Genomic DNA, 13,236 nt, shown 5'->3' on the forward strand with positions numbered 1-13,236 from the left:
AGCAGGCAAGTTTTCTGTGTACTTGACGGTACGCAGAAGCATGTTAGCTATAGCTCTAAAGCGAGGTTGGGATGCACCCCAACCTCGCTTTTATTTTGGCCTTAGTGCGTTGCTGAAACAGAGAGGCAAGGGCTTACTACATCGTGTGAGTTTCGTATTGCGGATCGTCATGCCAAAGTACGACTTTACCCGTCGCTCGTGTAGCGGCAAGGTCGATAATGCGCTGGTTTGACGATCCGCGAAACCGTAAGGTAATGTCTTTACGCTCTTGCATAAAGGGTCCATCAACAAGCACGTTAATCAGCGACAACAGTTCATCGGTGTACTGGGTATGACGGGGGCTTGCCGGATCAGTAAGGTCCTCGTAGATATCGCCGGTGTACATCCAGATAGTCTTTTCTGGCACAGCATCACGTACTTGTTTCACAAACGGTAATAATGCTTCTTGATTGGAAGGCTCCATCGGCTCGCCGCCAAGCAGGGTAAGTCCATCAATCCAAGGGTCGTGCAAGCTATCGATAATCTGACGAGCTATCTCGTCAGTAAATGGCTCGCCAAAAGAAAAGCACCAGGTTTGTGTTTGGAAGCAACCTTTGCAATGGTGGGTGCAGCCTGAAACAAATAGGGTAGTGCGCACACCAGTCCCATTAGCGATATCGTTATATTTGATATTTCCGTAATACATAGTTGCCGTTCCGTCGGCTTTATACTTTTGTCTGCTTGAGGAGAAGTTTATATTGAGCATAATGCATCCGCTTTTAAAGCGGATGCATTATGGTGCCGTTATTGGATACTCAACGGGTGTCTATTTGACTGTTTTCCAGCAGTCTATTCTACAGATGCAGGACGCGGTCCTTTATTTCTTGCGTGCGACCTTGGTTCCAGAACTGAGTGCCAATATAACCACAGGTACGACGGGCAACGTTAAGTTTCGTTTGATCACGATTACCGCAATGCGGGCATTCCCAAACCAACTTGCCATCGTCTTCGATGATGGTGATCTCGCCGTCGAAGCCGCAGACTTGGCAGTAGTCGCTCTTTGTGTTGAGTTCTGCATACATGATGTTGTCGTAGATGTAATGCAGCACCTTCATAACCGCTTCGAGGTTGTCCTGCATATCGGGAACTTCGACATAGCTGATGGCGCCACCTGGCGACAATGGCTGGAACTGACTTTCAAACTTCAACTTGTTAAATGCATCGATTTCTTCAGCAACATGCACATGGTAGCTATTGGTGATATAGCCCTTATCCGTGATGCCTTCGATGATGCCAAAACGACGCTGGAGACATTTACTAAACTTGTACGTTGTCGACTCAAGGGGTGTTCCATACAGGCTGAAGTCGATATCGTGCTCTTCCTTCCAGGTGTTGCACTTGTCGTTCATATGTTGCATAACCTCTAAGGCAAAGGGAGTAGCCTCGGGGTTTGTATGCGACTTGCCCGTCATGTATTTAGTACATTCATATAGACCGGCATAGCCTAGGCTGATAGTTGAATAGCCACCATAGAGCAGCTTGTCGATAGTTTCGCCCTTTTCAAGACGTGCCAGTGCGCCATATTGCCACAGAATAGGAGCCGCATCGGAAAGCGTGCCCTTCAAGCGATTGTGACGGCACAACAGAGCCTTATGGCAAAGCTCAAGCCGTTCGTCAAAGACTTCCCAGAACTTATTGATATCGCCTTCGCTCGATAGAGCTACATCGACCAGGTTGATAGTAACAACACCCTGATTGAAGCGTCCATAATACTTTGGCTTGGTGGGATCCCAGTTGGCTACATTGGCTACATTGTTGTACCCGTTGCCGCTGCGGTCGGGAGTCAAAAACGAACGACATCCCATGCAGGTGTAGCAGTCACCATTTCCTGCTTCTTCACCAGCGGAAAGCTTATATTCTTTCATCTTTTTTTCAGAGATATAGTCGGGCACGAGGCGCCGTGCAGTGCATTTAGCTGCCATCTGCGTAAGGTAGTAGTATGGCGAATCAGCTTCGATATTGTCATCTTCCAGGACATAGATAAGCTTCGGAAATGCCGGAGTAATCCACACGCCCGCTTCATTTTTTACACCCTGGTGGCGCTGACGCAGCATTTCTTCAATGCACATAGCCAAGTCATGCTTTTCTTGTTCGTTACGTGCTTCATTGAGGTACATGAATACCGTGATGAATGGAGCTTGACCATTGGTGGTCATGAGGGTTACCACCTGGTACTGGATTGTCTGCACGCCGCGCCGGATTTCGTCGCGCACACGAGCTTCCACGACTGTATCGAGTCGGTCGCCAGTAGCTTCGAGTCCAAGGTCGTTAAGCTCAGCGATGACAGCGCGACGAATTTTTTGGCGGCTGATGTCAACAAATGGAGCTAGGTGCGCCAGAGAAATGCTTTGACCACCGTACTGACAGCTGGCGACCTGTGCAATAATTTGCGTAGCAATATTGCATGCCGTTGAAAAGCTGTGGGGCTTTTCGATAAGCGTACCCGAAATAACCGTGCCGTTTTGCAGCATGTCTTCAAGATTGACCAAGTCGCAATTGTGCATACGCTGCGCATAGTAGTCGGAATCGTGGAAGTGAATAAGGCCATTCTCGTGAGCCCACACCACGTCCTGGGGAAGTAACATGCGACTTGCGAGGTCTTTCGACACCTCGCCAGCCATGTAGTCACGCTGAACTGATACGACAGCAGGGTTCTTGTTTGAATTTTCCTGCTTGACTTCTTCGTTATTGCATTCGATAAGCGAAAGAATCTTATCGTCAGTGGTGTTGCTAGCGCGCTTTTGATTTTGCAGGTAGCGATAGATAATGTACTTACGCGCTACCTCGAAGCAGCCGAGAGCCATAATTTGATCCTCGACCATGTCTTGGATTTCCTCGACAGCTGGGGCATGACCGCATGCTTCGCACTCAGTGGTGACGTTGTTGGCTGCGGTGAGAATCTGAGCCTGCGAGAGGCGGTTTTCAGGAACGACTTCTTCGTTGGCCTTCGCGATAGCGTTCACGATTTTTGTGACGTCAAAGATGACTTCGGAGCCGTTACGTTTAATAACCTTCATGGTTGTCCTTTCTCGAAGAAAGTGCGCGGTTGCTCCGAAGCCGGGAAACCGAGCGTGGATAGTATGGATGAGAATTGCATGTCAGACACGGTGCTACATGCCTATTGCTTGATACTGTTTTGCCTCTAAAAAATTTCGTGTACAAGCCTTGACATTGCCCAACAATTCGTTTCCCCCTGTCACAGACAAATGGAATATTTAGAGGTTCATAAAATACACAAACACAATATATAGTGGTTTATAGCTAAATTCTAGGTGGAGGGATTCGAAATGTGAGCGCCGTAGAACCATATGCTGTGGTAGGTGCTGTTATGATTTGTGATGAAATGTTTATCCGCTTCGCGGCGGATTACAAGAAAGAGTTTTAGACGCATGGATCTTGCTATTCTCCATATGATTCATACCTTATCAGTGGTACCACTGCTTAATAGTGTGATGGTGGGGTTTACGTCACTAGGCGAGTACGGGGCGGTGTGGTTGGCGCTTGCCGTTATGCTGACACTCACGAAGAAATACCGTGCTTGGGGGATATGTCTTGTTGCTGCTGTTGGACTCACCTGGGTACTGGGTGATGTGGTATTAAAACCACTGGTGGCTCGTCCGCGCCCTTTTATGGTTGATTCAAGTATTGCGCTTATTATTACTCCGCCATCAGGATTTTCGTTTCCGTCTGGCCATAGTGGTGCAAGTTTTGCAGCAGCGACGATTTTCTTCCTTTCGCCGGCACGTCGGTTGGCGAAGGTAGCGGTTGCTATCCTCGCGATAATTATTGCTTTTTCGCGCCTGTATTTATTTGTCCACAATCCGACCGATGTGCTTGCGGGTGCCCTCTTGGGCATTGTTTGTGCGTGCGTGGTGGTAGTGGCGTATCGGCGCCTGAATAGCATGGCTGAAAGTCGCGGTTGGCGGATACCTAGCTTTTTTGATGAGCAAGTTTGAGTCAACGTGTTGCATGTAACGTGTTTGGTTTAGTACGTTCGATTCAACGCATCTACACCTTAGACATTTGGCTGAGCATGCGACTAAGATTGGTTGGACATTTCCGATTCGGCCTGCATCTAAGAGTGGTTAACAGGTTTATGTGCAATCTAAGATCGATCTTGAGAGTGTTAAACAGGGCCGAGCGCATAATCCGAGAGCAGTTAAACATGCACGGTGCTTGGAGGTTGTGTCGAAGGTCCGTGTCTTGTGGTACGCGCCCCCTATAATCGTTTGATCAATCGAAAGAAAACAGAGAGGAAGCATGCCCAATACGTCTGACACATCCCGATCTCGTCGTAGCGTGCGTGCTATCCGCAAGGCTGCGCAGAAACGTGAGACGACACGCTCAGACGACGTGCAGATAGACAAGACCACACGCGATGCTTCAAGGGGCAAGACGACACGTGAAAGCTCACGGAAACAGAGAATGATCCGTTCGGGCAAGGTGCGGCGAAGTAAAACTATCCAGTCAAAAACTAGCCGTTCAGACGATGAACAAAACGGCAAGTACGCATCCGACCGTTTCATTGGGTCTGCGGCGCGTTACCTCAATGAAGAGCGGCTTGCAAATCAGGCTTCATATGGATACTTTAAAAGTTCGCGCGAGATCGAAGATGAACAGGGGCATCGCGCGCGCCGTCAGCCGGGGCGACTCCGTAAACTGATATCTGATTGGGGTGACCGCCTGCTCGGCGCTGTGTCCGACAAGACATTCAGTGGGCAGGAAGAACTATACGATGGTGGACGCACGAAACTCGACTACGTGTGGAATACAGCGGGTCTCACCACCTGGGGAATGGTATTTCCTCTATTAACTATTGTGGTAACGCAGCTTTCGGGCGTCGAAGCTGCGGGTATGTTCTCGTTTGCTTTTGTGGCCGGTACGCTTCTGATGATTTTGGCGAACTATGGCGCGCGGACGTTCCAAGTTTCCGACTTAAAGGAAGCGCATTCATTTCGTGATTATCAAATAAACCGCTGGATCACCTGCCTGCTCATGCTGCTGGTTGGCTGGGCATTCTGTACGGTACGTGGTTACGATGGCGAAATGCTGCTGATGACTACGTGCGTGTTTATCTATAAGATGATTGATGGTCTGGCTGATGTGTATGAAGGGCGCCTGCAACAGAAGGACAAGCTCTATTTGGCGGGCGTATCGCAAGCCGTGCGTTCGGTCGCGGTATTTATTCTCTTTACGTTGGCGCTACTGATTACGCGCAGTATCGGTGTTGCTGCAATGGTTATGGCTGTTGTGGCAGTCCTTTCGTTTTTGCTTGTAACCCTTCCGCTCACACTCTTTGAAACGCCCCGGTCGGGGAAGTTGTCACTGTCTGGCGTGGCGGATCTTTTCAAGCAATGCTTTCCGATGTTTATCGCGCTGTTCCTGTATGCTCTTGTCGATAACATGCCGAAGTTCGTTATGGAAGGTACACTTACCTACGATAACCAGCTGTACTTCAGTGCGTTGTACTTTCCGGCGCAGGCCATTTTGCTGTCGGTCGGTTTTATTTACAAGCCGCTTCTGGTGCGTATGGCCGAAGCGTGGGTAGACCCTGATCGTCGCAGTCGGTTCGATTTGTTTATCATTGCTTTTATCGGCATTATTGTGGGGATCACGCTGTTTATGGAATTCATGATGTCGTGGATCGGTATTCCGATCATGAGTGTGCTGTACGGGGTGGATTTCGAAGGGTTTCGCAATTTGGCTACTCTGATGATTGCTGCAGGTGGTATTACGGCGGGCATCGATTTTCTCTACCAGGTAGTTACGGTGATGCGGCATCAGAAGTCAGTAACTCAAATTTACCTGGTCACCTTTGTGTTCTCGCTATTCATACCGTGGATGCTTATTCATGTAAGTGGGCTATCGGGTGCGGTTATTGGGTACCTTATCGTGATGGCGATGCTATTCGTTATGTTGCTTATGGACTACGTTTCGGTGCGGCTGTTGTATCGTCGCCATCCTGAAGACGACCCGGCCTATGCGGAATTGCAAGCAGCCGTTGAGGCCCGTCGGCGTACCTCATCACGGGGTTAGCATGCGTGGTGGAGATCGTCGAGACCGGCAGGGTGCTGTTTATGGGTAGCTGGGATTCTCGGAGCGCTACTATGGGTGGCTTGGATTATCGGGATGCTTGCCATGGGCAAGCCAGGACTTTCAGGGTTTAGCTGGTGCTGTTATGGATAGTCGGGACTATCAGGGTGCTGCCATGCACGAGGTAAGTCCATCTGCGATTGAACGTGCAGCACGCTTTGATGCACATTGCCACTGGGCGTTTACGAGCAACGTACAAGCTGTTGCACAACAAGCCGAAAACGATGGACTGCATGTGCTTTCCTGCACCGTTTCACCGATGGAATATCAACAACATACACAACAGATGGATTCATTTCCTCAGGTAAGAGTGGGCTTGGGCTTGCATCCATGGCGCTTTTCGGATATTCAGCTAACGCAGCCGTCTGGCCATCAGGGTCAGTCTGTTCAGCAGATGCAACCATCTAATCAATTGGACCAGCCTACCAATCGGCTGAATCGATCTGTTGGGGAAGCACAGTCAGCCAGTCAATTGGGGCAGCCTCTGTATCAACCAGCCGAACAAGATGAGTTTCTTGAGCTTTTCCCCTCAGCGTATTTCATTGGTGAAGTTGGCCTTGATTTTGGACGTGCGCACGCGGCTACACGCGACGAACAGGTGGCTTTCTTTTCGCGCGCTATGCGCGAGGTGGCTGTTCAGGCACGCAGAGGGGTCGGGCACGTTGTATCGATTCATGCTGTTGCTGCGGCTGGTGCGGTAATGGATGCGGCTGATGTGGTGTGTGCGCAAGAGGGGTGCTGTTGTATTTTGCACTGGTTTTCAGGGACATCATCTGAATTGACGCGCGCAATTCGTTCGGGATATTACTTTTCGGTGGGAGAGCGTATGTTGGCAACGCGTCGTGGGCGCGCCTATGCGCAGGCTATCCCTGCCGACCGCTTACTATTGGAAACCGATTGGCCTTCCAAGCCGGAGGACCCGTTTGAGTATGTTGACTATCGGGCGCGGCTTGTGCGGGCGGCACAGACACTGGCGGATCTGCGGGGCGAGGACATTCTTAATCAAATAGTAGCAACGAATGCGCGCGTGCTTGGTGCGGAATAGTGGAAGAGGAGCGTAAACGATGACAGCATCGTTCGATATCGATCGGATAAGCGGTGTTATTTTCGATTGTGATGGCACGTTGATTGATTCCATGGATGCCTGGAATCGAGCCGAAGCGTATCTTATTTCCCACGGACAAGGACCACTTTCACCCGAAGACATGGAAGCAGTGCGCGCGCTTCCTATCCTCCAGGCCGCTCAAATATTTCATCGCTATGGTATTGGTAAAGACCCTGATGATGTACTGACGCTTCTCGATGAGGCACTACTCGGTTTCTATCGCAATGAGGCATGTTTGTTGCCTGGTGCGCGGGAATTGGTTGGCACACTTACTACAGCTGGCGTGCCATGTGTAGTGGTATCGTCGAGTCCCATGCGATATTTACACGCAGGGCTTTCTCGTAACGACTTGTTCGATACTTTCGTTAAGGTGATATCGACCGACGAGGTGGGTATTTCGAAGCAAGAGAGTCGCATTTATCATCTGGCAGCCGACGTAATGTCCTCTGACCTTGAAACCACCTGGGGTGTCGATGATGCGCTGTATGCAATTCGCGCGATGAGGGATGCTGGTTTGCATACGGTCGGTATTTATTCGTGTGATGAAACGGCCGAATCTTTTGATGCGCTAGCTGCAGCATCTGATATTTGCATTCGCTCTCTTGATGAGCTCCTACAAGTGCATACTTCATAACGCTTGACCGGGTAAATGGCTATCGGTATACTGCTAACTCGCGCTTTATATAAGCGGCATAAACTGGTCGGATAGCTCAGTTGGTAGAGCAGGGGACTGAAAATCCCCGTGCCGAGGGTTCAAGTCCCCCTCCGACCACCAGGTTTGTTGAGACCTCCGGCAACGGGGGTCTTTTTCATGTCCACGGTTCGTGCTGGACTTGAACCCTGAGAAGGACCTGATCAACCAATACTTCTCTTAGACGCTTTCTTTCTCTTTTAGTGTGCTACTTCTAGTTTCTTTTGCAGGTCAGAGATGCATTTTAGTGTGGGTGTACATTCAGCCGAATTTCCTCATCTGTTCAACCGAGCATTTTATTCCAGGAGTAAGTCTAGGCAATTGAGAGATAAAGAACAGAGTTGTTCTTTAATCTGCCTTCGTGCTTTAAGCTCTTTTAATGTTTGAATTCTGAAGGACAGATCCGCTTGTAGCGAATCTGTCGCGAGGCTTTATGCCGCGTGGGTGAGCATTACATCTTCATGACGGATAAGGAGAAAACCCGATATCACCCCGTCAAATTGGAATGCTCACGTATACTGAGAGGTGCAAAACTTTGCGTTTCGACCGATTTGGAAGAAAGGATAGCCCATGCAAGCAGGCTATTATTCAAGCGCCTGGTCTGACATCAAGAATTCACCCGGTTGGTTCGGTAAGATGTGCCTGATGGCGTTACTTTTGTTTATCCCAATTTTCGGGCCTATCGTTGTCAATGGTTACCTCTATGGATGGGCGCGTGACATCGCTTGGGATGTAAAAAGCCCTATGCCAAAGTCGCTTTTCAATAATGCTGACGGCAGACTTTATAGTCGCGGCTTCTTTATTTTAGTACTTGGTTTTGTGCTGAGTTTCGTTACGGCGGCTGTTTATCTGCTTTGTGATGGTTTGACGACTGGTGCGTTAATTACTGCGAATAGAAATCCTAGTGCGTTGATTCTCGCTAGTTTAATTGGCCTGATCATTCTGGCAGTGATGATTGTGGCGGCTATCCTAGTAGAGATTTTCAGCTGGGTTGGTTCAATGCGCATTAGCATCTATGGCAATATTTCTTCGGGCTTTCAGTTCGGCAAGATTTGGAAGATGATTCGTCATGATATCGGTGGTATTGCACGAATATTCTTGATTGACATCGTAGCCAGTTTAATCGTAGGTGTCGTATTTTCGATCGTTTTCATGATCTTCTTTCTCTTTATTGGCATAGGTGTCTTCATGCCTTTCATTGACCTTTTATCTTCGGATCTTGGATTTACTAGCCATACTATGACTATGGCAGACAATGGGGCTGTTATCTCAGCTTTCTTTTCTGCCATAGCTGCATTTGGCGTGTTTGTATTAGTTTTTTGTTATATCACGCTTGTGGCTTCTGTATTTATTAATACGGTTGTAACGCGAGCATTAGGCTATTGGACTCGCCAATTTAATGTGGCTCAGTGGGGGCCACAGGAAGCTCCTATGCCATTTGAAATGGAACAGGCTCAGCAATCTGCTGCTTATCAGGCTATGTATCAGCAACAGCCTCAACAGTACACACAGCAGTCTCAGCAGTATGCTGCGCCTGTTGTTACACAGCAACCGCCAGCACAAAATCCTGCTGCATCTGTTCAGCCGGTGCAAGCCCAACCAGCCGCTGCTGATACGCCTGTAGCCGACGTTGCTGGTGGGGATGCTGCTACGCAGAGTGCTGATACGGCAACGAGCGACTCCTCTGCAAGTGGTGCTTCTGGGAACGACGATGGAGACCCCGCTGAAAAGCCCAATGCGTAAACACGGTAGCGAACAGGCTCTATAGCGAATAGAAACAAAAGACTATAGAGGACTGAGCTCAGCAAAGGACTGCCACCGATATATCGTCGGAGGCAGTCCTTATCCTTATATTAAGCAAAACAGAGGAGGTCAAGCTACATAACAGCCAAAGCGCTTATTTGTGGGGCGGTGTTAGAATAGCAAAACGAGACGCCCTGTTCAGTGAAGGAGAATGATATGGCGACAAGCAATCAGCCATTGGTTGGTGTAATTATGGGCTCCCAAAGCGATATGCCCGTGATGGAGAAGTGCTTCGCTCAACTCGATGAGTTTGGCATTCCCTTTGAGGTAAAAGTGGCAAGCGCTCATCGTAAGCCGCTTGAGGTTCACGAATGGGCTGCGAGCGCATCTGAGCGCGGCATTCGCGTGATTATTGCCGCAGCAGGTAAGGCTGCTCATTTGGGTGGTGTTGTGGCTGCTTATACGCCCTGTCCCGTTATCTGTGTGCCGATGAAGACGAGCGATTTAGGTGGACTCGACAGCCTACTTTCGATGGTGCAGATGCCCAGTGGCGTGCCGGTAGCTTGCGTGGCTATCAACGGCGCGAAAAATGCCGCTATTCTGGCACTTCAAATGTTAGGCATCGGCGATAAGACGTATCGCGACCAGATGGCTGCTTACAAAAAGGAAATGGCAGATGCCTAGTAAGCTGCTTATGGGCAACGAGGCTTTTGCCTGGGCTGCCCTTGAAGCGGGGGTACGTGTCGTTGCCGGTTATCCGGGAACCCCTTCAAGTGAGCTTATTGAAACTGTGGCACGCCTGCATGCTCAAGGCATTGCTCGTGGCGTGCATGTGGAATGGTCTACCAACGAAAAGGCTGCCCTTGAAGTGCTTGCTGGTGCGTCAGCCTCGGGTGCTCGTGCGTTATTTACCTGTAAACAGGTGGGTCTTAACGTTGCCAGTGATGCGTTGATGAGCTTGAATTATGTGGGCGTGCGCGGCGGCCTTGTACTGTATGTTGCCGACGACCCGGGGCCTATTTCGAGCCAAACTGAACAGGATACGCGTCGCTTTGCGGACTTTGCGAAAGTGCCAGTGCTTGACCCCGCTACGCCTGATCAAGGCTATGAAATGATGCATCATGCCTTCGATCTATCGGAAAAATACGCGACTCCCGTTATCGTACGCCCCACAACGCGTATCTGTCATGCTTCGACGTTCTTTGAAATGCCCTCCTCTACGACCGCGCGACCAATTCCTGAAGGAGGGTTCGAGCGCGATAGCAAATGGGTTATTTTTCCTCGTCGTTCATATCAAGCCCATGGCGAAATCAATCGTCGACTGCCAGATATTGCCGCACAGGAATCACGGGGGGTGTTCAATCCTAGTACCGAGTGTGGGACGAATTCGCAGCGCGGTATTGTCGCTGGTGGAGTCAGCGTTCAATATGTGAAAGAAGCACTTTCCCGCTGGGAGCAACGTTTAGCTGCTGTAGGGAAGGTAATGCCAGCATATAAGTTCATGCAGGTGGGAACGCCGTTTCCATTTCCTGAAGAAGCAGCACTGCGCTTTATCGATGGTCTTTCGGAACTTTTGGTTTTCGAGGAGCTTGACTCGGTCATAGAAGATGGTCTGCTTGCCCTGGTGGGCGCTCATCATTTGTCAGTCGATATCAAGGGCAGGCGCACCGGCGATACGCTTGATCGCGGCGAAAATACCGTTGAGGATGCTGAGACACGCTTAGGAGTATTTCTTGGTCTGACGGATTTGATTGAGGAAAAGGGTGCCGCTTCTTTTTCCAGTTCATCATCTGCCAGTTCATTGTCGGCTTCTTCGCCGTCTGCTACTTCTCGTTCATCGTCTACCGAGTCATCTGCATCGTCCGCGCATTCATCATCAGCCTCTTCATTGGCTGAAGAGGTACATCCACCTTTGCGCCCGCCAGTTCTTTGTGCAGGCTGCCCGCATCGCGGAGCCTTTTTTGCGCTTAAGCGCGCCTTACGGGGGCGCAAGCACGTATTCTGCGGCGACATTGGCTGCTATACACTTGGCAATGCCAAACCACTTGAAGCGGTTGATACCTGCTTATGCATGGGTGCTGGCATCACGATGGCTCAGGGTATGGCTACTGTCGAACCTGATCGCGCGTGCGTGGCCTTTATCGGCGATTCAACATTTTTTGCGAGCGGGCTTACGGGCATTGCCAATGCTGTTTACAACCAGCATGACATCACGGTATGCGTACTCGACAATTCGACGACGGCTATGACTGGTGGTCAGCCCCATCCAGGTACGGGCACGACGCTTATGGGTCAGGTTGGCGAGGCTATCGACATCGAAGGGGTGTTGCGCGCACTTGGCATGAAGTGCGTAACGCGTGCGAACCCGCTATACGTGCGTGAGAGCGTTAAAGCTGCCAAGGAAGCACTCGATTTCAAAGGCCCATCGGCTGTTTTGTTTGAATCTCCGTGTACGCAGATTGTGCCGCCTGAACCAGCTGCTCTTGTTGATCCTGCACGCTGTACAGCCTGTCGCGTATGCATCGAATCAATTGGCTGTCCAGCCATGAGTATGATTCCCCGTGCTGATGTGCTTGCTACCGAGGACGCTCCTGCCTCCGGGGATGTGCCTGCTGCCAGTGACGCATCTGCCGCCGACGGCACGTCCGCTGTGGGCAGCCTGCCAACTACAGATAAAGATCCCGGACAATCCAGTGCCCCGGCTGCCTCGTCGCATAACGGCAAAGCCGCTCAGGCATACACCAGCATCATGAACATCGATCCGACGCTCTGTTATGGATGCGGACTCTGCGTGGATGTATGTCCGTATCACGCCATTTCTGCCGCAGTGCGCAATGAAGGTCGTTTGCCTTTTGCACAAGCGTGCGAAAAAGGACGGCTTCGTTTAGCTGATTCGGCTGGTCTTTCACGCGGTGCGCAGCAGAAAGAAGGCCGTCATGCTTAACGTATTAATTACGGGCATCGGCGGACAAGGATCGGTGTTGGCGGCAAAAATTCTTGCACAGGCTGCCGCCCATCGAGGCTGGCAGGTACGCACTGCCGAGACTATCGGTATGGCTCAGCGCGGTGGCAACGTGATGAGCCACGTGCGCATGGGCAACGACGGCGAAGAAGTGCTTGCTCCGCTTATCTCGCAGGGTAGTGCCAATTGCGTGATTGCACTTGAGGTTGGTGAAGGCCTGCGGGCACTTCCGTTTCTAAGCCCTCAAGGATTGATGGTGTGTTCAACGGCAGCTATTCCTTCGGTGGCAGAAAGCCTTGCGAGTAATCCTTATGATGCGCAGGTGTTACAGGAAGCCGTGCAGGCGCGTGTCCCTCGGGTGGTTATGGTTGATGACGATGCAATTTGTCGCGCTGTTGGCAGCCGTAAAGTCGCTAATGTAGCCATGTTAACTGCTGCTTTGATTGCTTTGCAGTCTCTTGAAGGTGGGCTTGGCACGGCAATTAGTCTCGACGAAATGGAGCGCGCGATGGAGCAGTGTGTTAAGCCGCGCTTTGTTGAGCTGAATCAAAACGCTATTAGAACAACGCAGCGCTTTCAGGTCTTGAAAGAAAAGGAATAACT

Annotated in this window: 10 protein-coding genes and 1 tRNA gene; 9 read left to right on the forward strand and 2 right to left on the reverse strand. The window is 50.4% G+C overall.

The genetic code is table 11. From position 1 onward, the window contains the following. Nucleotides 1-136: 136 nt before the first annotated feature. Together nrdG and nrdD are read right to left on the reverse strand one after the other, a co-directional pair. Nucleotides 137-685 (reverse strand): anaerobic ribonucleoside-triphosphate reductase activating protein, encoded by a 549-nt coding sequence (nrdG, locus tag CCUR_RS01195; protein ID WP_012802660.1) that lies wholly within the window; start codon nucleotides 683-685, stop codon nucleotides 137-139. A gap of 148 nt (nucleotides 686-833) precedes the next feature. Further along, a complete protein-coding gene (gene nrdD, locus CCUR_RS01200) occupies nucleotides 834-3,056 on the reverse strand; it encodes an anaerobic ribonucleoside-triphosphate reductase (RefSeq protein ID WP_012802661.1) in 2,223 nt (740 codons plus the stop codon). Nucleotides 3,057-3,428: 372 nt separating this feature from the next. Here nrdD and CCUR_RS01205 point away from each other — a divergent pair, with 372 nt between their 5' ends. From CCUR_RS01205 to CCUR_RS01245, 9 genes are all read left to right on the forward strand, one after another. After that, entirely contained in the window at nucleotides 3,429-3,995 is a 567-nt protein-coding gene (locus CCUR_RS01205; RefSeq protein WP_012802663.1) for a phosphatase PAP2 family protein, read from the forward strand. 304 nt (nucleotides 3,996-4,299) lie between these two features. Further along, entirely contained in the window at nucleotides 4,300-6,075 is a 1,776-nt protein-coding gene (locus tag CCUR_RS01210; RefSeq protein WP_012802664.1) for a lipopolysaccharide biosynthesis protein, read from the forward strand. A 142-nt stretch (nucleotides 6,076-6,217) separates the two neighbouring features. Then, nucleotides 6,218-7,177, forward strand: a complete 960-nt coding sequence (locus CCUR_RS07135) for a TatD family hydrolase (protein ID WP_012802665.1) — start codon at nucleotides 6,218-6,220, stop codon at nucleotides 7,175-7,177. A gap of 19 nt (nucleotides 7,178-7,196) precedes the next feature. Continuing rightward, on the forward strand, nucleotides 7,197-7,871 hold the full coding sequence (locus tag CCUR_RS01220; protein WP_012802666.1) for an HAD family hydrolase: 675 nt from the start codon (nucleotides 7,197-7,199) through the stop codon (nucleotides 7,869-7,871). 65 nt (nucleotides 7,872-7,936) lie between these two features. Further along, a tRNA-Phe gene (locus tag CCUR_RS01225) sits at nucleotides 7,937-8,012 on the forward strand. A gap of 486 nt (nucleotides 8,013-8,498) precedes the next feature. Further along, nucleotides 8,499-9,671, forward strand: coding sequence for a DUF4013 domain-containing protein (locus tag CCUR_RS01230; RefSeq protein ID WP_012802667.1), 1,173 nt, complete (start codon nucleotides 8,499-8,501; stop codon nucleotides 9,669-9,671). A 216-nt stretch (nucleotides 9,672-9,887) separates the two neighbouring features. Then, nucleotides 9,888-10,355, forward strand: a complete 468-nt coding sequence (gene purE / locus CCUR_RS01235) for a 5-(carboxyamino)imidazole ribonucleotide mutase (protein WP_012802668.1) — start codon at nucleotides 9,888-9,890, stop codon at nucleotides 10,353-10,355. Then, nucleotides 10,348-12,615: a thiamine pyrophosphate-dependent enzyme gene (locus CCUR_RS01240; protein WP_012802669.1), complete on the forward strand. Its 2,268-nt coding sequence runs from the start codon at nucleotides 10,348-10,350 to the stop codon at nucleotides 12,613-12,615. Before purE ends, CCUR_RS01240 begins: the two co-directional genes overlap by 8 nt. Further along, nucleotides 12,608-13,234 (forward strand): 2-oxoacid:acceptor oxidoreductase family protein, encoded by a 627-nt coding sequence (locus CCUR_RS01245; protein WP_012802670.1) that lies wholly within the window; start codon nucleotides 12,608-12,610, stop codon nucleotides 13,232-13,234. The genes CCUR_RS01240 and CCUR_RS01245 overlap by 8 nt, the downstream gene beginning before the upstream one ends. The last annotated feature ends 2 nt before the right edge of the window (nucleotides 13,235-13,236 follow it).

The sequence above is a fragment of the Cryptobacterium curtum DSM 15641 genome, from assembly GCF_000023845.1.
In the GTDB taxonomy this organism is placed as follows: domain Bacteria; phylum Actinomycetota; class Coriobacteriia; order Coriobacteriales; family Eggerthellaceae; genus Cryptobacterium; species Cryptobacterium curtum.